The organism is Streptomyces sp. OZ13, assembly GCF_052068155.1.
Classification (GTDB): domain Bacteria; phylum Actinomycetota; class Actinomycetes; order Streptomycetales; family Streptomycetaceae; genus Streptomyces.
The window spans coordinates 122,686-144,141 of record NZ_JBQHCZ010000004.1 but is presented as its reverse complement, the minus strand read 5'-3'; the positions used below and the strand labels follow the sequence as shown (position 1 = coordinate 144,141).

Sequence of the window (21,456 nt, the reverse complement as noted above, 5' to 3'; positions counted from 1 at the left end):
GCAAACCGGTCCGGCCGCGTAGGCTCGGGGGCATGCGTCTGAGCACTGTGATACTCCCCGTCCGCCCCTGGCGGAGCGGTGGCCGTGACGAGTGGCTGCGCGCCGAGCAGCTCGGCTTCCACACCGCGTACACCTACGATCACCTTTCGTGGCGGACCTTCCGTGACGGTCCCTGGTACGGAGCCGTTCCGACGCTGACCGCCGCTGCCGCGGCGACCGAGCGGCTGCGCCTCGGAACGCTGGTCACCTCGCCGAACTTCCGGCATCCGGTGACCCTGGCGAAGGATCTGATCTCGCTGGACGACGTCTCGGACGGGCGGATCACCCTGGGGATCGGTGCGGGCGGAACGGGCTTCGACGCCACCGCCCTGGGGCAGGAGGCGTGGACGCCGCGGGAGCGGGCGGACCGCTTCGCCGAGTTCGTGCCGCTGCTCGACCGGCTGCTGACCGAGGGCTCCGTGACGCACGAGGGCGCCTTCTACTCGGCGGTGGAGGCCAGGAACATCCCCGGGTGCGTGCAGCGGCCCCGGCTGCCGTTCGCGATCGCCGCGACCGGTCCGCGCGGGCTGAAACTCGCGGCACGGTACGGGCAGGCATGGGTGACCACGGGAGACCCGAAGCTGTTCGAGACGGGCACCCCCGAGCAGTCCCTGGAAGCCATCGGCGGCCAGATCGACAAGCTCGCCAAGGCATGTGCCGACACCGGCAGGAACGTGGCGGAGCTGGACAAGATCCTGCTCACCGGCTTCACCCCCGACCGCGGGCGTCCGCTCGAGTCGCTGGACGCGTTCGTGGACTTCGCGGGCAAGCACATCGAGCTCGGGTTCACCGAGATCGTCGTCCACGCCCCGATCCCCGACTCGGACTTCGCCGCCGACCAGGCGGTCTTCGAGCGGATCGCGACGGAGGCGCCGGCCCAGCTGGGCGGCTGACGCGGGCGTGGGCGCCGCTGCCCTCAGGGGCGCCGGGCGTCGGGGAAGCGGATGTACCGGGGCGGTACGGAAGCGGTGAGCCAGACGCCGTTGGCGCTCACCCGGAAGACATGGCCGGCCCGGTGCATCTCTCCCGCGTGGACGGAGAGGACGACGGGGCGGCCGCGCCGGGCGCCCACCCGGGTCGCCGTTTCCCGGTCGGGCGAGAGGTGCACGTCGTGGCGGGCCATGGGCAGCAGGCCGTCCGCGCGGATCGCGTCCAGGTTGCGGGAGACGGTCCCGTGGTACAGGTACTCCGGCGGCTCCGCGGCGGGCAGGTCGAGATCGACGGCGACGGTGTGGCCCTGATTGGCGCGGATCATCGGGCCGTCGATGGTGAAGCGGCGTTTGTCGTTGACGGCGACGACATGTTCGAGCTCGGCACGGGTGAAACGGAAGCCGTGCTCGGACGCGGCCCGCATCAGCTCGTCGATCTCCACCCAGCCGTTGGCGTCAAGGGTGATGCCGATCCGGTCCGGTTGGTGACGCAGATGCTTCGAGAGGTACTTCGACACCTTGACGGTGCGTCTCTCGTCGGGCGGCTCTGACCCGCTTGTCTCAGATGTGGGGTTCATGTCGCCAGCGTGCCCGTTGGGATGTCGCTGACGCCACTGAGAAAATTTCGGCACCGAGGTTTGATCCACAACCAACTCCACTTATCCACAAGGTAATTGGCGGTTCTGTGGACAACGGGCGTGACGTTTCAGTCCATTTGGCCAACCTGCCCCTCCCTTGGGTGATTTGACGCCAATATGTCCAATGTTCTGTTGTGCAGCTCCCGTTCGGTGGCCGCGTGCACGAAGGCCGCAGCGTCGGCCGCGCCAACCAACCGCCGAACGGCCTGCATCGTGTCGGCCGGGAGGGCGACTGTCGTGTGCTCCTCCACCTTCGGCGGCGCGTCGGCCATGAGGTGCTGCCGGAGGTGGCGAGTGGCGAAAGTCCGCATGGCGCGCCCGAGTTCGGCGTCGATCGTCTGCTGGGCGAGAGGGCGCAGCCGCCGCACCAGCGCCGCTGCCTCCGTCGCATCGGCGTCGGTCGGCGGACCGTGCTCCAGGAACCGCGCGAAGACGTGTTCCGTCGTGAACTCCAGGAACCTGGAGGCGATGTGCTCGACCTGTTGCCGAACCTCCTTGAGATGCCCGGATATTGCGGTCAGCGGAACGCCCGCCGCGTGCAACTCGGCAGCGACAGCCAGTTCTTGGGGACTGGGCACGAGGAATTCATCCTCGTTGCCGGGAACCGGTTCCAGTACGCCGAGCGCCACCGCTTCCGCGAGAGCGTTCTCGTCCGGAACCCCGCCGAACCGTCGCTCCAGCTCCGCGCGGGAGATCCGCGCGACTTCCTCGTCGGTCCACGGACCCTGCACCTCGGCCACCAGACCGAGCACTCCGCCGAGACCGCGACCGGTGTCCCAGGCCTCGAGAAGCTCCTTGATGGAGGCCAGTGTGTAGCCCCGGTCGAGGAGGTCCGAGATCTGGTGCAGGCGGTCGAGGTGCGCGGGGCCGTACACGTTGGAACGGCCCCGGCGCTCCGGCCTGGGCAGCAGCCCGCGGTCCTGGTAGGCGCGGATGGTCCGGACCGTGGCCCCGCTCCGGTGCGCCAGGTCCTCGATCCGGTATTCGGCTGCTGACTGTTCCGGCAAACCCGCTCCCTCAACTACGGCCGACGGCAAGTATCAAAGCCGCGGCCTGATTCTGGCGAACGCGCGCAGCAGCCCCGGCGAGACGCGTGACAGCAGACGAGCGCCACGGGCCTCCGGGGTGACCGGCACGACGGCCTGGTTCCGCACCACCGCACGCAGGATGGCCTCCGCGACCTTCTCCGGAGGGTAGTTGCGCAGCCCGTACAGCCGAGCGGTCTTCTGCTGCCGCCGCTTCTCCTCCCTCTCGTCCACCCCCGCGAAGCGGGCGGTGGCGGTGATGTCGGTGTTGACGATCCCGGGACAGACCGCGGTGACTCCGATGTCCCGGCCGGCCAGTTCGGCGCGCAGGCACTCACTGAGCATCAGCACCGCGGCCTTCGAGGTGCTGTACGCGGGCAGCGCCCTGGACGGCAGATAGGCGGCGGCGGAGGCGGTGTTGACTATGTGACCACCCTGGCCGCGCTCGGCCATCTGACAGCCGAAGATCCGGCAACCGTGGATCACTCCCCACAAGTTGACGTCCAGGACCCTCTTCCAGTCGTCGGAGCTCGTGTCAAGGAAGGGGCCGGAGAGCCCGATCCCGGCGTTGTTGACCAGCACATCGACGGTGCCGTACTCGGCGGCCACCTTCTCGGCCAACTCCTCCATGGCATGTTCGTCGCTGACGTCCACCACCTCGGCCCAGGCGTCCGGGGCGCCCCTGAGCAGGCACGTCTCCGCCGTTCCGGCCGCTCCTGCGGCGTCCCGGTCCGCGGCCACGACGCGTGCCCCGGCCGCCGCGAAGGCGAGGGCCGTGGCCCGGCCGATGCCGCTGGCGGCCCCGGTCACCAGGACCAGCCGGCCGGCGAAGTGTTCCGCGTACGGGCCCGTTACCGGCGCCTGCCTCTGCTGCCTGCCGGGCCCCCCGGCTCCTTCCTCGTGCGCCTCGACGAAGTCGGCGATCCATGCGGCGAGTTGATCGGGTCGCGTCCGGGGCACCCAGTGCTTGGCCACGAGCGAGCGGCGGGTCAACCGCGGTACCCATTCGTCGAGATCGTCGTACAGCCGCTCGGAGAGGAACGCGTCGCCGGTCGGAGTGATCAGCTGGACCGGGGCGTGGGCGTGGGCGTCGGCGCGTGGACGGCGCAGCCGCGCGCGGACGTTGTCGCGGTAGAGCCAGGCGCCGCGTGCGGCGTCCTGCGGCAGTGACGCCGTCGGGTAGTCGCCCGCGGGCACCTTCTCGACCCGCTGCAGAATCCCCGGCCAGTACTTGCCCAGCGGGCCGCGCCAGGCGAGCTCGGGCAGTACCGGAGTGTGCAGCAGGTACACGTACCAGGACTTGGCACCCTGGCCGAGCAGCTGTCCGACCCTCCTGGGGGTCGGACGGACCGTCCGCCGTTTGATCCAGTGGCCGAAGTGGTCCAGGGACGGGCCCGACATGGAGGTGAAGGAAGCGATACGGCCCTCGGTGCGCCCGACCGTGACGAACTCCCACGCCTGGACGGATCCCCAGTCGTGTCCCACCAGGTGCACGGGCCGGTCCGGGCTCACGGCGTCGGCGACCGCCAGGAAGTCGTCCGTCAGCTTCTCCAGGGTGAACCCGCCGCGCAACGGGACCGGGGCCGTGGAGCGGCCGTGTCCACGGACGTCGTACAGCACCACATGGAAGCGCTCGGCGAGGCGGGTCGCGACCTCCGACCAGACCTCCTTGCTGTCGGGATAGCCGTGGACGAGCACCACGGTCGGCCGTGACGTGTCGCCGAGCTCGGCGACGCACAGCTCGATCCCTCCCGTACTGATCCGGCGCTCACGCGCCGTCGGCAGTCCTCGCACGCTCAACGTTCCTCTCGTCGGCACAGCCTCCGCACCCGGGCATCGTCCGGCCGGAAAGGCGCCCCGCCAGGGGCGGAGCCGTGACCGCCTCGCGGTCGACGGACCCACGGATCCCCCTGCCGCCGTCCGTCCTCCCGGTGGCACGCGCCGTAACCTGCCACTGATGAATGTGACAATGCCTCACGGCTGCGTCAAGGGGCGTGCGGCTCCTGTGGAAAACCCCCAGCACCGGCTCCCGGCCCCGAGAAGCGCGTCCACCAAGGTCGGACAGCCCCTACGGGCCTGTACCTCTTGAGTCGGAGACGGATAGAGCCGCGAGGCTGACGTCAGACGTGCCGTACGCCACTACCTTCGAAACGTGACTGTGATCGCGACCGAAAGCCTGAGCAAGCGGTTCCCCAGGGTGACCGCGCTTGACCGGCTCTCCTTGGACATCGGCCCCGGTGTGACCGGCCTGGTGGGCGCCAACGGAGCCGGCAAGTCCACGTTGATCAAGATCCTGCTGGGTCTGTCCCCCGCCACGGAGGGCCGTGCCGCCGTGCTCGGCCTGGACGTCGCCACCGACGGCGCCCGTATCCGCGAGCAGGTGGGCTACATGCCCGAGCACGACTGCCTGCCGCCGGACGTCTCCGCCACGGAGTTCGTCGTCCACATGGCGCGCATGTCCGGCCTCCCCCCGACCGCCGCACGAGAACGCACCGCGGACACGCTGCGCCACGTCGGCCTGTACGAGGAGCGGTACCGCCCCATCGGCGGTTACTCGACCGGCATGAAGCAGCGGGTGAAGCTCGCGCAGGCCCTCGTCCACGACCCGAAGCTGGTCCTGCTCGACGAGCCGACCAACGGTCTCGACCCGGTCGGCCGCGACGAGATGCTGGGCCTGATCCGGCGCGTCCACACCGACTTCGGCATCTCGGTCCTGGTCACCTCCCATCTCCTCGGAGAGCTCGAGCGCACCTGCGACCATGTCGTCGTCGTCGACGGCGGCACCCTGCTGCGCTCCAGCTCCACCAAGGAGTTCACGCAGACGACGACCACCCTCGCGGTCGAGGTCACCGACTCCGACGCACACCCCGACGGCACGGCCGCGCTCCGTGCTGCCCTCACCACAGCCGGGCTCAAGCTGCACGACCGCACGGAGGACGGGCTGCCCGGCGCCGGCCACATCCTCCTGCTCGAGGCGGCCGGCGAGGAGACGTACGACACCGTGCGCGACGCCGTCGCCGAGCTCGGCCTCGGCCTCGTGCGCATGGAACAGCGACGCCACCACATCGCGGAGGTCTTCCGCCCTGAGGCCGCCAAGGCCATGGAGGTGCAGGCCTGATGAGCACCCAGACCCACGGCGGCCAGGTCCCCGGCGCGACGCGGATCCACAACATCGGATACCGCAACTACGACGGCCCCCGCCTCGGCCGCGCCTACGCGCGCCGCTCCCTCTACTCGCAGTCGCTGCGCGGCGCCTTCGGTCTCGGCCGCTCGGCCAAGTCCAAGGTGCTGCCGATGATCCTGCTCGGCATCATGTGCATGGTCGCGGCGATCATCGTGGCGGTGGCCGTCGCCACCCCCAACATGTCCGACCTGCCACTGAAGTACACGCGGTACGCGATCATCATGCAGGCGCTGATCGCGCTGTTCCTGGCCTCGCAGGCGCCGCAGTCCGTCTCCCGCGATCTGCGTTTCAAATCCGTACCGCTGTACTTCTCACGGCCGATCGAGCGCGTCGACTACGTCCTCGCCAAGTACGCCGCCATGGCCTCCGCCGTCTTCGTGCTCACCGCCGCACCGCTGGTGATCCTCTACGCGGGCGCGCTGCTGGCGGAGTTCGACTTCGCCGACCAGACGAAGGGCTTCGCGCAGGGACTGGTCTCCGTGGCTGTGCTCTCCGTCCTCTTCGGCGGGATCGGGCTCGTGCTCGCCGCGTTCACCCCCCGCCGCGGCTTCGGCGTCGCCGCCGTGATCGCGACGCTCACGATCACCTACGGCGCGGTCTCCACCGTTCAGGCCATCGCCTGGGAGACGGGCTCCGCCGGTGTGATCCAGTGGCTGGGCCTGTTCTCACCGGTCACGCTCATCGACGGGCTGCAGACCGCCTTCCTCGGCGCGACCTCCGCCTTTCCCGGCGGCGAGGGACCCGGCGCCGGCGTCGGAGTCGTCTACCTGCTCGTCGTCCTCGCGCTCATCGCCGGTTCGTACGGCGTCCTCATGCGCCGCTACCGAAAGGTCGGGCTGTGAGCTCGGAACCGTCGCCCGCCACCACCCTTCCTAGGAATGCGCTGCGCCCATGAGCACTCTTCGCATCGACAACACCTCGCGGTGGTTCGGCAACGTCGTCGCCGTCAACGACGTGACGATGACCATCGGCCCCGGTGTCACCGGCCTCCTCGGCCCCAACGGCGCGGGAAAGTCCACCCTCATCAACATGATGGGCGGCTTCCTCGCCCCCTCGAACGGCACCGTCACCCTCGACGGGACGCAGATCTGGCGGAACGAGTCCGTGTACCGGCACATCGGGGTCGTCCCGGAGCGGGAGGCGATGTACGACTTCCTCACCGGCCGTGAGTTCGTGGTCGCCAACGCCGAACTGCACGGCCTGGGCGCGAAGGAGGCCCAAAGGGCGCTCGCCACGGTCGAGATGGAGTACGCGCAGGACCGCAAGGTCTCCACGTACAGCAAGGGCATGCGTCAGCGGGTGAAGATGGCTTCCGCCCTGGTGCACGACCCGTCGGTACTGCTGCTCGACGAACCGTTCAACGGCATGGACCCGCGCCAGCGGATGCAGCTGATGGATCTGCTGCGGCGGATGGGCGCCGAGGGCCGCACCGTTCTGTTCTCCTCGCACATCCTGGAGGAGGTGGAGCAACTCGCCTCGCACATCGAGGTGATCGTCGCCGGACGCCACGCGGCCAGCGGTGACTTCCGCCGTATCCGCCGGCTGATGACGGACCGGCCGCACCGCTACCTGGTGCGCTCCAGCGACGACCGGGCGCTCGCGGCCGCCCTGATCGCCGACCCGTCGACCGCCGGGATCGAGGTCGACCTGGCAGAGGGCGCGCTGCGCATCCAGGCGGTCGACTTCGGCCGGTTCACCGAGCTCCTTCCGAAGGTCGCCCGCGAGCACTCCATCCGGCTGCTGACGGTCTCGCCCTCCGACGAGTCCCTCGAGTCGGTCTTCTCCTACCTCGTAGCGGCCTGAAAGGAGCTGTGACGGACATGTACAACCCCACAGTCGCCCGGCTCACCTATCGGGCCGTCCTCGGCAGGCGCCGAGCCGCGATCCTGTTCGTGCTCCCCGGACTGCTGCTGCTCATCGCGGCCGCCGTACGGGGCTTCAACGGGGCGGACGACCAGGTCGCCGCAGACGTTCTCGGCGGGTTCGCCATCGCCACGATGGTGCCGCTGATCGGTGTCATCGCCGGTACGGGGTCGATCGGCCCCGAGATCGACGACGGCTCGATCGTCTACCTGCTCGCCAAGCCGGTGAAGCGGCCCACGATCATCTTCACCAAGCTCATCGTCGCGATCGCCGTGACGATGGCCTTCTCTGCGGTGCCCACGTTCATCGCAGGCTTCATCCTGAACGGCAACGGCCAGCAGGTGGCCATCGCCTACACCGTGGCGGCCCTGGTGGCGTCGATCGCCTACAGCGCGCTCTTCCTGCTGCTGGGAACGGTGAGCCGGCACGCGGTGGTCATCGGACTCGTCTATGCCCTGGTGTGGGAGACCCTCTTCGGCAGCCTGGTGCCCGGCGCCCGGACGCTGAGCGTCCAGCAGTGGTCGCTGGCGCTCGCCGAGAAGATCGGCGGCGAAGGGCTGATCGGCTCCGACGTGGGCCTGCCCGCGGCGGTGGCGCTGCTGGCGGGCGTCACGGTGGCCGCGACCTGGTACGCGGGCCAGAAGCTGCGGGTGCTCAAGCTCGCCGGCGAGGAGTGACCGCGATCGATCCCGGCCCCGGCCCCTGCCCTTCCGGCGGGGGTCGAGGCATATCGCGTAACTGTACGGTTATCGGCTCGTTGCCCACCGTGCGTGGAGGCAACTGGAGTTCGTGACGTCGAGAGTTCGTGAAGTCGGGGATTGCCGGTGCCGAGGCGGCGTTCTCGCCCGGGCCGGTCATTGAGTGGGATGCACCGTGAGCCGACCTCCGCTCCTGGGCCCGGAGAGAGGGCCGTCCCTGACGGTTTCACGTACGGAAGGCATACCCATGCCGACGGAAGTTGCTCTGCTCGAGTCGCGCGCGATGCGCGTCGAGCACGCGGGGCGGATCGAGGCGCTGGACAAGGTGAAGGCCCTCGGCCTGCTGCCCGACAGCATTCATGTATCCACAGAGGGCGTCGCGCGCTACTTCGAAGTATCCACAGAGGTCATCAGGCAGGTGACGTCACGGCATCGCGAGGAGCTCACAGAGAACGGAATGCAGGTGCTGCGCGGCTCTGACCTGCGCGAATATCAGAGTGACAAGATGTCACTCTCATCCGAGGGCGGAGCGAAAAGTTATCCACAGCGCCGCTCCAGCCTCACCCTCTTCACCCGCCGGACGGTGCTCAACGTCGCGATGCTGCTGCGTGACAGTGACATCGCGCGCCGCGTCCGCACCCACCTCCTCGACGCCGAGGAGTCCCTGCGTGAGGGCTACGCCTCGCTCGACCGGCGGGTCACCGCAGTCGAGCAGTGCCTGGCCGGGGTCGGCACGGCCCTACAGGAACTGGGTCCGGTGCTCCACCGGATGTCGGAGCGGCTCGACCGGCTCGACCACCGGCTCGACGCCACCAACCGGGTCGTCGCCGCGATGAGCAACCGGCTGTGCGAGCTGTCCGACGACATGGCCCGGATGGACGCCAGGATGGACGACTTCGCCCGTCAGCTGCGGGATCTTCGTCGTCGCCGGCACCGCTGATTAATCGGTGGCGCCGGACCGGCCGGCCCGGCACAGTTGTGGGGCCGGGACAGCACATCTGTGCGACCGGCGCCACCGACCGGGAGAGGAGCGCGGCGATGACCGAGGGTTCGAGCCCGAGTCCGTCGTGCTCCCGTCGAGGCGGCATCCGGCAGGCGGCGGAGTAGTCATCACACTCCGCACGGCCGCCGGGCGGCCGCCTCGGGGCGGCCGCTTCGAGCGCGCATCCGCGCGGGCCGCCCCCTCCCGGACACTCAGCCGGCGAGCAGATGCTCCAGCACCACCGCGATGCCGTCGTTGTCGTTCGACGCGGTGATCTCGTGGGCCACGGCCTTCAGTTCGTCATGCGCGTTCGCCATCGCCACACCGTGCGCCGCCCAGCCGAACATCGGGATGTCGTTCGGCATGTCACCGAAGGCGATGGTGTCCGCCGCACGCAGTCCCAGCCGCCGGGCGGCCAGCGACAGGCCGGTGGCCTTGCTCAGCCCCAGCGGCAGGATCTCCACGACACCCGCGCCGGCCATGACCACGTCCACCAGATTCCCGACCGTCGCCCTGGCTGCCTTCGCCAGTTCGTCGTCGCCGAGCGTCGGGTGCTGTATGTAGACCTTGTTCAGCGGTGCTGCCCACAGGTCGGCGGGGTCGTGCATGGGCACGTAGGGCAGGGGGCCCTCCAGCACCCGGTAGCCGGAGCCGACCAGCACGTCGCCCTCGAGGCCGTCGCGGCTCGCGGCGAGCAGCAGCGGCCCCACCTCGGCCTCGAGCTTGGACAGGGCGAGCCCGGCCAGCTGCCGGTCGAGCGTCACGGAGGTCAGCAGCCGGTGCTCGCCGGCGTGGTAGACCTGCGCCCCCTGCCCGCAGACCGCCAGACCGTCGTACCCGAGGTCGTCGAGGATGTGCCGGGTCCACGGCACCGCCCGACCGGTGACGATGATGTGCGCGGCGCCCGCCTCTGTGACCGCGGCGAGCGCGTCGCGCGTGCGCTGCGAGACCGTGTCGTCGCTACGCAGCAGCGTTCCGTCGAGATCGGTGGCGACGAGCTTGTACGGGAAGGGGGCGGGGCTCACTTGGAGATCGGCTCCAGCAGTTCGCGTCCACCGAGATACGGGCGCAGCACCTCGGGAACGCGCACGGAACCGTCGGCCAACTGGTGGTTCTCGAGGATCGCCACGATGGTGCGCGGCACGGCGCACAGCGTTCCGTTCAGCGTCGCCAGCGGCTGCACCTTCTTGCCTTCGCGCATACGCACGGAGAGGCGGCGCGCCTGGAAGCCGTCGCAGTTCGAGGCGGAGGTCAGCTCGCGGTACTTGCCCTGAGTCGGGATCCACGCCTCGCAGTCGAACTTGCGCGACGCGGACGCGCCCAGGTCACCGGTCGCCACGTCGATCACCTGGAACGGCAGCTCCAGGGCGGTCAGCCACTGCTTCTCCCAGTCCAGCAGCCGCTTGTGCTCGGCCTCGGCGTCCTCCGGCGCGACGTACGAGAACATCTCGACCTTGTCGAACTGGTGGACGCGGAAGATGCCGCGGGTGTCCTTGCCGTAGGTGCCGGCCTCCCGGCGGAAGCAGGGCGAGAAGCCCGCGTACCGCAGCGGCAGCTTGTCGGCGTCGAGGATCTCGTCCATGTGGTACGCGGCGAGCGGTACTTCGGACGTGCCGACCAGGTAGTAGTCGTCCTTCTCCAGGTGGTACACGTTCTCCGAGGCCTGGCCGAGGAACCCGGTGCCCTCCATGGCGCGCGGGCGGACCAGCGCGGGCGTGAGCATCGGGATGAAGCCGGCCTCCGTGGCCTGCGCGATCGCCGCGTTGACGAGGGCGAGCTCGAGAAGCGCGCCCACACCCGTGAGGTAGTAGAAGCGCGAGCCGGACACCTTGGCACCGCGCTCGACGTCGATGGCGCCGAGCGCCTCGCCGAGCTCCAGGTGGTCCTTGGGGGTGAAGCCCTCCGCGCCGAAGTCGCGGATCGTGCCGTGCGTCTCGAGGACGACGAAGTCCTCCTCGCCGCCTACCGGGACGTCCTCGTGGACGAGGTTGCCGAGCCGGAGCAGCAGGCGGCGGGTCTCTTCCTCGGCGTCGTTCTGCTCGGCCTCTGCGGCCTTGACGTCGCTCTTGAGCTGCTCGGCCTTCTTGAGCAGTTCGGCACGCTCGTCCGGGGTGGCCTTGGGGATCAGCTTGCCGAGCGACTTCTGCTCGGAGCGCAGCTCGTCGAAGCGGAGGCCCGAGGACCTTCGCCGCTCGTCGGCGGAGAGCAGGGCGTCGACGAGGCCGACGTCCTCTCCACGGGCGCGCTGGGAGGCGCGGACACGGTCAGGGTCCTCACGGAGCAGGCGAAGGTCAATCACCCCACCAGGCTACCGGTGTCGACTCGCCCCACCCCACCCGATATCTAAGTGCGTGTCGCTTTGCCCGGATTGTGAGCAGTTGCCAGAATTGATAAAGGTGCGGCGAAAACGAATCCGGCAGCGTCAAACAATCGAGGCTCTTTCGTTGAAAGGGTGCGTGGGGGTGCTTCCCGCTTTGACCCCGCGCTCCCGGCGGCCGCTCCCGGAGGGGCTTGTCCACAGGGATGCACCGGCCCGTAAAGTTATCCACAGCCTGTGTGCATGATCTGTGGATTACGGAAGTGATCATTCCGGCGGTCGTCTGCGGGGCCGGGAATTCCCATCTCAAACCGGCCTCACGCACTCATTCGGGTGGGAATTCCTCGCCCCAAAGAGTTGATCAATGGAATTTGGGTGACAGGGGCCGACCTGGTGCTCTGTGGACGGAAGTGGGCGGGTCGGCCGATTTGTCGACCCTGTGACGTTCTGTTGTCGACTTGTCCCCAGGTCGAGAAGCGTGCCTGTGGACAAGTTCTGTGGACAACGAAAATCTGCAGGTAGGACCAGCCGCTTCACGGGCAGGACGCTTCAGGCGCGGCCGTCCTGGCAGCGCGCCAGCCAGTCCGACGCGGCCGTGAACTCCACGTCCGATGTGCCGGCACGCAGCGGTCGTACGTCGTCCGCCGTCACACCGGCCCTCGGATAGGAACCGAGGAAGCGCACCTTGGGACAGATCCGCTTCAGCCCCATCAAGGCCTCGCCCACCCGCCGGTCCGCGATATGGCCTTCCGCGTCGACCGCGAAGCAGTAGTTGCCGATGCCGGCGCCCGTCGGCCGGGACTGGATCAGCATCAGATTGACCCCGCGTACCGCGAACTCCTGAAGCAGTTCCAGCAGCGCACCGGGGTGGTCGTCGCCCAGCCAGATGACGACGGACGTCTTGTCGGCACCCGTCGGCGCCGAGGGCCTCGCCGGCCGCCCCACGAGGACGAAGCGCGTCTCCGCGTTCTCCGCGTCGTGGATCTCGCTGACCAAGGGCTCCAGCCCGTACGTGGCCGCCGCGAACTCGCCGGCGAAGGCGGCGTCGTAGCGGCCTTCCTGCACCAGCCGGGCGCCGTCGGCGTTCGAGGCGGCCGACTCCCACAACGCGTCGGGGAGGTTGTTGCGCAGCCAGTTCCGCACCTGCGGCTGCGCGACGGGGTGGCCGGTCACCGTCTTCACCTCGGAGAGCTTCGTGCCCGGCCGCACCAGCAGCGCGAAGGCGATGGGCAGCAGCACCTCGCGGTAGATCATCAGCGGCTCGCCCGAGGCCAGCTCGTCGAGCGTGGCGGTGACGCCGCCCTCCACGGAGTTCTCGATCGGTACGAGAGCGGCCGCCGCCTCCCCGGCCCGTACGGCGTCGAGCGCGGCGGGGACGGAGACCATCGGGACGAGTTCCCTGGTCGCGGCTTCCGGGAGAGTACGCAGGGCGGCTTCGGTGAAGGTGCCCTCGGGACCGAGATATGTGAAGCGCGTGGCCGACATACCGTCACCCTAATGGGCCGCGGAACCGCTCCTCACGTCTCCAGCAACCGCTGCCCCACGTACTCGCCCCTCTTCGGCGCCGCCGGCACGGCGAACAGTCCGCTCGCCTCGTGCCGGATGAACGCCGACAGGGCATCGCCCCGGTCCAGCTTGCGCTGCACCGGCACGAAGCCGCGCAGCGGGTCGGCCTGCCAGCAGATGAAGAGCAGCCCGGCGTCGGGGGTCCCGTCCGGGCCGATCCCGTCGTGGAAGGAGAAGGGCCGGCGCAGCATCGCGGCGCCGCCGTTCTGCTCCGGCGCGGAGATACGGGCGTGCGCGTTCTCCGGCACGACCAGCTTTCCGTCGGGCCCGGTCTCGTCGAGGGCGAGTTCCGTGGTCTCCGTGCCGCCGGTCAGCGGGGCGCCGTCCGACTTCCGCCGTCCGATGACCCGCTCCTGCTGGTGGAGCGAGAGCTTCTCCCAGTCGTCGAGCAGCATCCGGATGCGGCGCACCACGGCGTACGACCCGCCGTCCAGCCACGGATGGTCGCTGCCGGACGGTACGAAGAGCCGCTGCTCGAAGTCGGGTTCCGACGGCTTGGGGTTTCCGGTGCCGTCGACCTGTCCCATCAGATTGCGGGCGGTCATCGGCTGCGTGGTCGCGCCGGGCGAACGGTTGAAGCCGTTCATCTGCCAGCGCACCCGGGCCGCCGCACCCGCCGCCTTCTGGATCGCGCGCAACGCGTGGAAGGCGACGAGAGCGTCGTTGGCCCCGATCTGCGCCCAGAGATCGCCGTTGGAACGTCCCGCGTCCAACTGGTCCGAGGAGAACGCCGGCAGCGGGTCGAGACCCGGCGGCCGCTGCGCCACCAGGGACGTTCGGTCGAAGAAGGAGCGGCCGAACCCGAAGGTGACGGTCAGCGAGGACGGTCCCGCGTCCAGCGCGACCCCCGTGTCGCCGTCGCCGGCGGGCCGGCCGGCCATCAGGTCGGCGGCCAGGGCCGACCAGCGCCGCATCAGCGCCGCGGCCTCCTTGCGCCCGGCACCGGGCGCAAGGTCGAAGGCGACCAGATGACCGTGCGCCTGCTGTGGTTCGGTGATGCCCGCCTGGTGCGGGCGGTCGTGGAAGGCGATGCCCGTGGACCCGACCGTGGCGAGCGCCGTGGGGCTCTCCTCGGCCACGGCGTACGCCGCGGCGCCGCCCGCCGCGCCCAGCAGGAGACCGGTCGCACCGACGGCGCCCGCCGTGCCGAGCAGTCGTCGTCTGGAGATGCCGTCGTGGCCGGAGGAGGCGCCGCTCGCGGGAGTCAGGGGTGTCACGGTGGTTCAGCCGATCTTGATGTTCTTGTCGATGGTCGTCTGGTCGATGTCCGAGGTCCGCACGGTCACCTTGACCTGCCATTCGCCCGGCATCGGGATCTGGACGGCGCTCGCGGTCCAGTGTCCCGCGGTGATGCGGTCCGGGGTGATGGGCAGCGGGCCGATCTCCTTGGCCTTCAGGGTGAAGGAGATCTTCACCTCCGGGGCGTCCAGGGCCTTGCCGTCCGGCGACTCGATCCACACGTGCATGTCGTTGGCGCCGGAGAGCGCCGGGTCCAGGCTGAGGCGCACCGTTCCCTTGCCGCTGGGGCCGCCCGTGTCGAACGGCATCCTGACCTCTGTCGGCCCCGCCGGAGCGGCGGGCGCGGCCTGTGCGGCGCCGGCCTTGGCGGTCTCCTCCGTACGGCCCGGCTCGGTGGAGGTGAGCACGGTCGTCACAGCGAGCAGGACCACCGCGACGCCTGTTTCCGCCAGCACGGAACGGCGCAGTCCGGAACGCTCGTGGTCGGCGTCCCGGTTCCGCTTGCGCTCGGCCGTCGCCACGGCGGCCCTCTGCCGGGCGAGTTGGGCCTCGCGCGCGGGATCGGCGGACGCGCCCGCGTCCTCGTCCTTCTCCGCTGTCTCTTCGGCCTCCGCGATCCCGGACACCTGCTCGGCCTCCGTGACGTCGGCGAGCCGCGCCGTCCAGCGCCGGGAGATCCACGCGACGCCGACCATGACGGCGACGAGTCCCACCTTGAGCAGCAGCAGTTGCCCGTACGTCGTCCCGGTCAGCGCCGACCACGAGCCAACCTGCCGCCACGACTGGTACAGCCCGGTCGCGGCCAGCACCACGACGCCGGTGAAGGCGACGGTGGAGAACCGCCGGACCGCGCGGCGTTCCACCGCCGCCGACCGGTAGAGAGCGGTCAGCAGCGTGGCGAGGCCGCCGAGCCAGACGGCGACGGCCAGCAGGTGCAGCACGTCGACGGGCATCGCGACGGCCGACTGGATCCCGGTCGACGCGTGCTCGGACAGCGCCCAGGTCGCGGCGATGCCGGCCGCGACGACCGTGCCGCCGATGGCGAGCCCGAAGCTCAGGTCCTTCTTCTCGGCCCCGTCCTCGCGCTTCGCGAACGCGCCGAAGAGGACGGCCACGAACAGGGCGGCCGCCCCGAGGAGCAGCAGCCGTGAGACGAGAGCCGCCCCGGTCTTGGTCTCGAGAACCGCGGGCAGCGCCCCGAGATCGAGGACGTCGCCGAGGCTGCCGGAGGCGGTGTAAGGCCCTCGCAGCAGCAGCATGGCGAGGGTGGACGCCGTCATGGCCACCCAGCCGTGCACGACCAGGCGCTGCACCGGCCGTACCGCCGCACCGCGCTGCCAGCACAGCAGCACGAAGGCCGCACCGCCGGCGAGCAGGACGAAACCGGCGTACGCGACGTAGCGTGCGACGCCGTACAGGAAGCCGACGATCCCGCCGCCGGCCTGCTCGTCGGGCAGCGCGACCGTGGTGCTGGAAGGAGCGCCGATGGAGAAGGTGAAGGCTCCGGAGACCGGATGGCTGTCGGCGGAGACGGCTTTCCAGGCGACGGTATACGTGCCGTCGGGCAGGCCGGCGTGGAGATCGACACCGTAGGCGACGGTGCCCCCGGTGCCGAGATCGCGGACCTTGGCGGTGTCGGCGCGCTTGCCGCTCGGCTCCAGGACCCGGATCGAGTCGTCGCCCATGGCGATCTGTTCGGAGAAGGTCAGGGTGACCTCCTTCGGCGCGGTGGCCACCACCGCCCCGTCCTTCGGGTTGCTCCCGGTCAGCGCGGCGTGGGCCGCCGCTGGGCTCGCGCCGGCCAGCAGCGCGCCGAGAACCGTGCCCACCAGCACGGTCACCGCGAGCAGCACCCGGACCGGGAACCGTCCGAAGCGCGGGGCGGTGGCTGTCATCATCTGATCAGTCCCTCGATGCTCAGTGCTTCTGCGGGTTGTGGGTGGTCTCCTTCACGGGGAGCTCGACCTTGATCGGGTCCGACTTCTCGAAGTGCAGCTCGACGGAGACCTTCCCGCCCTGCTTCGGCTGCTGCTTGAGGGCCATGAACATGATGTGGTTGCCACCACGTTCGAGGTCGAGCTCGCCGCCGGCCGGGATGTCGAAGGACTTCACCTCCCGCATCCTCTGGTTCTTCGTCTCGTGGATCGTGACGTCGTCGGAGATGGTGCTGGTGACCGAGGTGAGCTTGTCCGCGCTGCCGCCGTCGTTCTCGACGGTCAGGAATCCGGCGGCCATGTCACCGACGGGCTGCGGCACGAAGCCGCCACTGACCTTCAACTCGGGCCCGCTGTCGGACGAGCAGCCCGCGAGGGCCAGGCCCACGCCCAGCCCGACGGCGGCGACGGCGGTACGGACGCGTCGGGTCACGGCTTCTCGCCCTTGATCAGCTTCGGCAGGTCCGCCGCCCATTCGTCCGCCGTGGTGTCCTCGCCGTACAGCACGTAGCCCTGGTCCGTCTTCGGGGAGAAGGCGACGACCTGGGCGCCGTGCATGGACACGACGGTGCCGTTCTTCTCCTTCTTCGGGGCGTCGATGCCGATGCCGATCTGACGCGCTCCCGCCTGGATGGTCGGGAAGTCGCCGGTCAGTCCGATGAAGGACGGGTCACCCGCGCTGGGCAGCCATTTGGCGAGCTCGGCCGCGGTGTCCCGCTCCGGGTCGGTGGTGATGAAGACGACCTGGAGCTTGTCCTGGTCTGCCTTGGGCAGCTGCTTCTTGGCGATGGAGAGGTTGCTCATCGTCAGGGGGCAGACGTCGGGGCAGTGTGTGTAGCCGAAGTAGATCAGCGTCGGCCGGCCCTTGGTCCGCTCGCGCAGGTCGAACTTCTTGCCGCTGGTGTCGGTCAGCACGAGATCGGGCTTGGTGTACGGCTGCGTGAGCACCGTCGCGGCCTTCGTCTTCGCTTCCGCGGAGACCTGACTGACGGGGCTGTCGTCACCGGAGTCGTTCTGGGTGACGGCGACGCCCGCCGCCACGGCGAACGCGGCCGTGACGGCGAGCGCCGCGACCAGCGGCGCTCGCCGGCTGCGGCGGGGCTCCCCGTCGCTCTTGGGGTTGTGCATGGGGTTCTCTTTCAAAGCGGTTCGGTACGGGGCCGGTCAGGCCGAGCGGCGGCGTCCGGCGAGCACGCCGAAGGCCACGCCCGCGGCGCCGACGAGAATGCCGACGACACCCAGGATGCGGGCGGTGGAGTCACTGCTGTCGGCGGAGGTGGAAGCGGAGGACGTGGCGTCCTTCTCCTCGTGGTCCGAGGCCTTGGCGTCGTCCCCGGCGGCGGCACCGGTCGCGCCCGCGCCGTGGTGGTCGTCGCCGGCTGCCGACAACTTGAGGACGGGAGCGGGGGCCTCGGGCTCCTCGCCACCCTCCACCGGCTCCTCGATCCAGCGCACGACCTCCTTGTTGTCGTACGTCTGGATGGCCTTGAACACCATCTGGTCGGCGTCCTCGGGCAGCGGGCCGAGGGAGAGCGGGAACTGCTGGAACTGGCCCGGTCCGATCTTGCCGCCGTCGGCGGTCCAGGTGACCTTGGTGACGGCTTCGGTGATCTGCTTGCCGTGCACCTCGAGGGGCTTGTCCAGCTTCGACTTGTCGACGGTGACCTTCCAGCCCTGCACGGGCTGCGGCATCACGGACGACAGGGGGTGCTCGGCCGGCAGGTTGATCTCGACCTTCACGGTCGAGGCGTTGTCGCGCTCGTTCGGCACCTTGACGTTGACGACCGCGTAACCGCCCTTGGCGGCCTCGCCCTGCGGCTGGACGCCGACGTGCGCGAAGGCGGCGCCGGAGAACATCAGCACCGAGGTGGCGGCGACGGCGGACGCGGCGGCGATACGGGAAACGTTCATGACAGAAAGCTCCGCGGTGGAGAGAAGTGAGGTGTGCCGGCAACGCGCGGGTGTGCGCGGGCACCGCGGCACCACTCCCGTCGAGGGGCCGCGTCAGGCGCTGAGGACGAATACGGGCGGCGGCCCGCGCCTGATCACCGTGTGCTGGAGTTCCTGACCCGCAGCGGGCAGGGGAGGTCCGTCCACCGGCGGCACGAGGCCCGGCCCGGCGCCCGGTGTCTGCTGAAGACCGGCCCGCAGGGCGCGCACCAGGACCATCGCGGCCCGCAACGGGCGCAACCACGCGATCTGCACGATCTCGTGGGCCGAGTCTGCCGACAGCCGGATCAGCCGTGACAGCGCCGCGTCGCCGCGGCGCATCAGCAGTCCGGTCGCGACGGCCGCCAGCAGGTGCCCGAGCAGCATGGGCAGCGAGGGCAGCAGTTCCGGCGTGGCCACCGCCTGGGCGGTGTGCGTGTGTGCCGTGTGGGCGGCCGGATCGATGCCCGCCATGGTGACGATGCGGCGGGCTTCCGCGGGGCTCATGGCGGAGGCCCCCGCTCCGCACACCAGCTTCGCCGCCAGTCTCATCAGGGCGTCGTCGGCCGTCGGCGCCAGCCGCAGATGACCCTGGCCGGTGGCGAAGAGCGTGTGCAGGGCGAGCTGCCCGGCGGTGAGCACTCCGGCGATGGCGGGCAGCGAACGCTCCCTGCCGGTGAACGGCAGGACGACGACGAAGACCCCGATGAGGCCGAGGGCCAAAGTCCACAGGGGGACCGCCCGGCAGGCGGCGAGCACATGTCCCGTCCCGGACAGCACGACGCAGACCGCGGTGAACACCGCGGCCCTCAGCAGCCGCAGACCGGCTCCGGCGCGTGCTTGGCGTATGGACGACATGGCCGGCTCATCATCGCACTGCGGTGCCGACGCCCGTAGGGCAGGTCCGGAAGATCCCCTTTGCCGACATACACCGGTGGGCGCGGAACGCGCATCCGCCGAATGAGGGCCGTCAGCACGACGATGTGCTTACGCAGCGTGCCTTGGGGCAATACGTATCGGTATGTCGAGCCGCGGCCAGGAGGCTGGAGCATGAGCATCTGGTGGTCCCTCCATTTGCGGCGCGAGGCTGCGAGCGTGCCGCTCGCACGGCGTCTGTTGCTGGGCACCATGGAGACCGCTGGCGTCGATCCGGACATCTCCTACGACTTGTCGGTCGCGCTGACCGAGGCATGCGCCAACGCCGTCGAGCACGGCGGCGACCGGGACACCGACGAAGCGTCGGGGGACTACCGCGTGACGGCCTACCTGGACGGCGAGAAGTGCCGCATCGAGGTGGCCGATTCGGGCCCGGGCTTTCCCGTCGGCGGCGCCACCCTGCGTGGCCACAGCGCCGCGCCTGCCCCTGGCCATGCCGAGAGTGGCCGAGGTCTGTGCCTGATCGAGCAGCTCGCCGATCATGTCCACGTCCGCAACAGGCCCGGGCGCGGTGCCGTGGTCAGCTTCGACAAGATCCTCAAATGGCGTGAGGGCGCGCTGCTCGGCGTGTCATGAGCAGCGCGCCCTCACCCGGGGGTTTGCGGTCGGATCAGCTCTGCTGGAGCGAGGCCATCCAGGCCTCCACCTCGTCCGCCTGACGCGGCAGCGCGGCGGAGAGGTTCCTGTTGCCGTCCTCGGTGACGAGGATGTCGTCCTCGATGCGGACGCCGATGCCGCGGTACTCCTCGGGCACGGTCAGGTCGTCGGCCTGGAAGTACAGACCGGGCTCGACGGTGAGGCACATGCCCGGCTCGAGGGTGCCGTCGACGTACGCCTCCGTGCGCGCGGCGGCGCAGTCGTGGACGTCCATGCCGAGCATGTGGCCGGTGCCGTGGAGCGTCCAGCGCCGCTGCAGGCCCAGTTCGATCACCCGCTCGACGGGGCCCTCGACCAGACCCCACTCGACGAGCTTCTCGGCGAGCACCCGCTGCGAGGCGTCGTGGAAGTCGCGGTACTTGGCGCCGGGCCTGACGGCCGCGATACCGGCCTCCTGGGCCTCGTACACGGCGTCGTAGATCTTGCGCTGGATCTCGGTGTACCGGCCGCTGATGGGCAGCGTGCGGGTGACGTCCGCGGTGTAGAGCGTGTGGGTCTCCACGCCGGCGTCGAGCAGCAGCAGGTCGCCGGAGCGGACGGGGCCGTCGTTGCGCACCCAGTGCAGGGTGGTCGCGTGCGGGCCGGCGGCGCAGATCGAGCCGTAGCCGACGTCGTTGCCCTCGACCCGGGCGCGCAGGAAGAAGGTGCCCTCGATGTAGCGCTCGCTGGTGGCCTGAGCCTTGTCGAGGACCTTGACGACGTCCTCGAAGCCGCGGGCGGTGGAGTCGCACGCCTTCTGGAGCTCGCCGATCTCGAAGTCGTCCTTGACGGCGCGGGCTTCCGAGAGGAAGACGCGCAGCTCCTCGTCGCGCTCCTTGGTGACCTTGTCGGTCAGAGCGGCCTCGATGGAGGCGTCGTGGCCACGGACGACCCGTACCGGACCGGTGGCCTCGCTCAGCTTGGCGGCCAGCTCCCGGACATCCTCGGCGGGAATGCCCAGCAGCTGCTCGGCCTCCGCGAGGGAGTGGCGGCGGCCGACCCACAGCTCGCCCTGGCCCGACAGCCAGAACTCGCCGTTCTCACGGTTGGAGCGCGGCAGGAGGTAGATCGTGGCGACGTGGCCCTCGCCCCTGGGCTCCAGCACCAGGACGCCGTCCTCGGTCTGGTCGCCGGTCAGGTACGCGTACTCGGTCGAGGCGCGGAAGCTGTACTCGGTGTCGTTCGAGCGGGTCTTCAGGTTGCCCGCGGGGACGACCAGTCGCTCGCCCGGGAACCGTGCCGAGAGTGCGGAACGGCGGGCCGCGGTGTGCGCGGCCTGGGCGATGGGCTCGAGACCGTGCAGTTCGGTGTCGGCCCAGCCGGTGGTCATGTTCTCGGCCAGCTCGTCGGACACGCCCGGGTACAGGCCGTTCTTGCGCTGCTTGATCGGCTGCTCCTCGCCCTCCGCGCCTGCTGCGTCCGCAGCAAGATCGGTTTCCGCCGGGGTGAGCTCCTCAGCCACGTCTGCCTCCTGGGCTTGTCGGCCTTGACCGTTTACGACACCTTGCCCCCTCCGCCGGGTCGGCGAGGGGACGCTTCCA

General features: G+C 70.0%; 20 protein-coding genes. 7 read left to right on the top strand and 13 right to left on the bottom strand.

Annotated features, from left to right (window positions below; all coding sequences use genetic code 11):
- Nucleotides 1–32 precede the first annotated feature (32 nt).
- The gene (locus ACTMTU_RS10925; protein ID WP_441263284.1) at nucleotides 33–932 is read left to right on the top strand and encodes an LLM class flavin-dependent oxidoreductase; all 900 of its coding nucleotides are present in this window, start codon (nucleotides 33–35) and stop codon (nucleotides 930–932) included.
- Nucleotides 933–955: 23 nt separating this feature from the next.
- Here ACTMTU_RS10925 and ACTMTU_RS10920 read toward each other — a convergent pair whose 3' ends face one another.
- From ACTMTU_RS10920 to ACTMTU_RS10910, 3 genes are all read right to left on the bottom strand, one after another.
- Complete coding sequence (locus tag ACTMTU_RS10920; RefSeq protein WP_441263283.1) at nucleotides 956–1,546, bottom strand: RNA 2'-phosphotransferase; 591 nt, start codon at nucleotides 1,544–1,546, stop codon at nucleotides 956–958.
- Nucleotides 1,547–1,674: 128 nt separating this feature from the next.
- Nucleotides 1,675–2,613: a MerR family transcriptional regulator gene (locus ACTMTU_RS10915; RefSeq protein WP_441263282.1), complete on the bottom strand. Its 939-nt coding sequence runs from the start codon at nucleotides 2,611–2,613 to the stop codon at nucleotides 1,675–1,677.
- Nucleotides 2,614–2,646: 33 nt separating this feature from the next.
- Nucleotides 2,647–4,431 (bottom strand): SDR family oxidoreductase, encoded by a 1,785-nt coding sequence (locus ACTMTU_RS10910; RefSeq protein WP_441263281.1) that lies wholly within the window; start codon nucleotides 4,429–4,431, stop codon nucleotides 2,647–2,649.
- A gap of 358 nt (nucleotides 4,432–4,789) precedes the next feature.
- Between ACTMTU_RS10910 and ACTMTU_RS10905 the strand changes: the two genes are divergently transcribed.
- The 5 genes from ACTMTU_RS10905 to ACTMTU_RS10885 all read left to right on the top strand — a co-directional run bounded on the left by ACTMTU_RS10905 (nucleotide 4,790) and on the right by ACTMTU_RS10885 (nucleotide 9,316).
- Complete coding sequence (locus ACTMTU_RS10905; protein ID WP_441263700.1) at nucleotides 4,790–5,749, top strand: ABC transporter ATP-binding protein; 960 nt, start codon at nucleotides 4,790–4,792, stop codon at nucleotides 5,747–5,749.
- On the top strand, nucleotides 5,749–6,657 hold the full coding sequence (locus ACTMTU_RS10900; RefSeq protein WP_441263280.1) for an ABC transporter permease: 909 nt from the start codon (nucleotides 5,749–5,751) through the stop codon (nucleotides 6,655–6,657). Before ACTMTU_RS10905 ends, ACTMTU_RS10900 begins: the two co-directional genes overlap by 1 nt.
- Before the next feature lie 49 nt (nucleotides 6,658–6,706).
- Entirely contained in the window at nucleotides 6,707–7,618 is a 912-nt protein-coding gene (locus ACTMTU_RS10895) for an ABC transporter ATP-binding protein (protein WP_441263279.1), read from the top strand.
- A gap of 17 nt (nucleotides 7,619–7,635) precedes the next feature.
- A complete protein-coding gene (locus ACTMTU_RS10890) occupies nucleotides 7,636–8,355 on the top strand; it encodes an ABC transporter permease (RefSeq protein ID WP_159689993.1) in 720 nt (239 codons plus the stop codon).
- Between the two features lie 268 nt (nucleotides 8,356–8,623).
- Nucleotides 8,624–9,316, top strand: a complete 693-nt coding sequence (locus ACTMTU_RS10885) for a hypothetical protein (protein WP_441263278.1) — start codon at nucleotides 8,624–8,626, stop codon at nucleotides 9,314–9,316.
- A 254-nt stretch (nucleotides 9,317–9,570) separates the two neighbouring features.
- Here the strand turns inward: ACTMTU_RS10885 and ACTMTU_RS10880 are convergent, their stop codons facing one another.
- From ACTMTU_RS10880 to ACTMTU_RS10840, 9 genes are all read right to left on the bottom strand, one after another.
- Complete coding sequence (locus ACTMTU_RS10880; protein ID WP_441263277.1) at nucleotides 9,571–10,383, bottom strand: HAD family hydrolase; 813 nt, start codon at nucleotides 10,381–10,383, stop codon at nucleotides 9,571–9,573.
- Nucleotides 10,380–11,657 carry a serine--tRNA ligase gene (gene serS / locus ACTMTU_RS10875; protein WP_441263276.1) on the bottom strand — a complete coding sequence of 426 codons (1,278 nt, stop codon included), beginning with the start codon at nucleotides 11,655–11,657 and terminating at the stop codon, nucleotides 10,380–10,382. Before serS ends, ACTMTU_RS10880 begins: the two co-directional genes overlap by 4 nt.
- A gap of 567 nt (nucleotides 11,658–12,224) precedes the next feature.
- Nucleotides 12,225–13,160 carry a prephenate dehydratase gene (gene pheA, locus ACTMTU_RS10870; RefSeq protein WP_441263275.1) on the bottom strand — a complete coding sequence of 312 codons (936 nt, stop codon included), beginning with the start codon at nucleotides 13,158–13,160 and terminating at the stop codon, nucleotides 12,225–12,227.
- 32 nt (nucleotides 13,161–13,192) lie between these two features.
- Nucleotides 13,193–14,458 carry an iron uptake transporter deferrochelatase/peroxidase subunit gene (efeB, locus tag ACTMTU_RS10865; protein WP_441263274.1) on the bottom strand — a complete coding sequence of 422 codons (1,266 nt, stop codon included), beginning with the start codon at nucleotides 14,456–14,458 and terminating at the stop codon, nucleotides 13,193–13,195.
- 6 nt (nucleotides 14,459–14,464) lie between these two features.
- Nucleotides 14,465–16,375, bottom strand: coding sequence for a copper resistance CopC/CopD family protein (locus ACTMTU_RS10860; protein WP_441263699.1), 1,911 nt, complete (start codon nucleotides 16,373–16,375; stop codon nucleotides 14,465–14,467).
- Nucleotides 16,376–16,397: 22 nt separating this feature from the next.
- A complete protein-coding gene (locus ACTMTU_RS10855; protein ID WP_441263273.1) occupies nucleotides 16,398–16,889 on the bottom strand; it encodes a copper chaperone PCu(A)C in 492 nt (163 codons plus the stop codon).
- Nucleotides 16,844–17,542 (bottom strand): SCO family protein, encoded by a 699-nt coding sequence (locus ACTMTU_RS10850; protein WP_441263272.1) that lies wholly within the window; start codon nucleotides 17,540–17,542, stop codon nucleotides 16,844–16,846. Before ACTMTU_RS10850 ends, ACTMTU_RS10855 begins: the two co-directional genes overlap by 46 nt.
- Nucleotides 17,543–17,578: 36 nt before the next feature.
- A complete protein-coding gene (locus ACTMTU_RS10845; RefSeq protein ID WP_441263271.1) occupies nucleotides 17,579–18,325 on the bottom strand; it encodes a YcnI family copper-binding membrane protein in 747 nt (248 codons plus the stop codon).
- Between the two features lie 93 nt (nucleotides 18,326–18,418).
- Complete coding sequence (locus ACTMTU_RS10840; RefSeq protein WP_441263270.1) at nucleotides 18,419–19,201, bottom strand: hypothetical protein; 783 nt, start codon at nucleotides 19,199–19,201, stop codon at nucleotides 18,419–18,421.
- Between the two features lie 192 nt (nucleotides 19,202–19,393).
- On the opposite strand from ACTMTU_RS10840, the gene ACTMTU_RS10835 reads away from it, so the two are divergent.
- Nucleotides 19,394–19,855: an ATP-binding protein gene (locus ACTMTU_RS10835; RefSeq protein ID WP_441263269.1), complete on the top strand. Its 462-nt coding sequence runs from the start codon at nucleotides 19,394–19,396 to the stop codon at nucleotides 19,853–19,855.
- 34 nt (nucleotides 19,856–19,889) lie between these two features.
- Here the strand turns inward: ACTMTU_RS10835 and ACTMTU_RS10830 are convergent, their stop codons facing one another.
- Nucleotides 19,890–21,377: an aminopeptidase P family protein gene (locus ACTMTU_RS10830; protein WP_441263268.1), complete on the bottom strand. Its 1,488-nt coding sequence runs from the start codon at nucleotides 21,375–21,377 to the stop codon at nucleotides 19,890–19,892.
- Nucleotides 21,378–21,456 lie beyond the last annotated feature (79 nt).

Excerpts from the sequence above, each read along its gene's own strand:
- ACTMTU_RS10925 (WP_441263284.1), top strand. The coding sequence starts at position 33 with ATGCGTCTGAGCACTGTGATACTCCCCGTCCGCCCCTGGCGGAGCGGT.
- ACTMTU_RS10920 (WP_441263283.1), bottom strand. The coding sequence starts at position 1,546 with ATGAACCCCACATCTGAGACAAGCGGGTCAGAGCCGCCCGACGAGAGA.
- ACTMTU_RS10900 (WP_441263280.1), top strand. The coding sequence starts at position 5,749 with ATGAGCACCCAGACCCACGGCGGCCAGGTCCCCGGCGCGACGCGGATC.
- ACTMTU_RS10895 (WP_441263279.1), top strand. The coding sequence starts at position 6,707 with ATGAGCACTCTTCGCATCGACAACACCTCGCGGTGGTTCGGCAACGTC.
- ACTMTU_RS10890 (WP_159689993.1), top strand. The coding sequence starts at position 7,636 with ATGTACAACCCCACAGTCGCCCGGCTCACCTATCGGGCCGTCCTCGGC.
- ACTMTU_RS10885 (WP_441263278.1), top strand. The coding sequence starts at position 8,624 with ATGCCGACGGAAGTTGCTCTGCTCGAGTCGCGCGCGATGCGCGTCGAG.
- pheA (WP_441263275.1), bottom strand. The coding sequence starts at position 13,160 with ATGTCGGCCACGCGCTTCACATATCTCGGTCCCGAGGGCACCTTCACC.
- ACTMTU_RS10860 (WP_441263699.1), bottom strand. The coding sequence starts at position 16,375 with ATGACAGCCACCGCCCCGCGCTTCGGACGGTTCCCGGTCCGGGTGCTG.
- ACTMTU_RS10855 (WP_441263273.1), bottom strand. The coding sequence starts at position 16,889 with ATGGGCGGCGGACCTGCCGAAGCTGATCAAGGGCGAGAAGCCGTGACC.
- ACTMTU_RS10850 (WP_441263272.1), bottom strand. The coding sequence starts at position 17,542 with ATGCACAACCCCAAGAGCGACGGGGAGCCCCGCCGCAGCCGGCGAGCG.
- ACTMTU_RS10845 (WP_441263271.1), bottom strand. The coding sequence starts at position 18,325 with ATGAACGTTTCCCGTATCGCCGCCGCGTCCGCCGTCGCCGCCACCTCG.
- ACTMTU_RS10840 (WP_441263270.1), bottom strand. The coding sequence starts at position 19,201 with ATGTCGTCCATACGCCAAGCACGCGCCGGAGCCGGTCTGCGGCTGCTG.
- ACTMTU_RS10835 (WP_441263269.1), top strand. The coding sequence starts at position 19,394 with ATGAGCATCTGGTGGTCCCTCCATTTGCGGCGCGAGGCTGCGAGCGTG.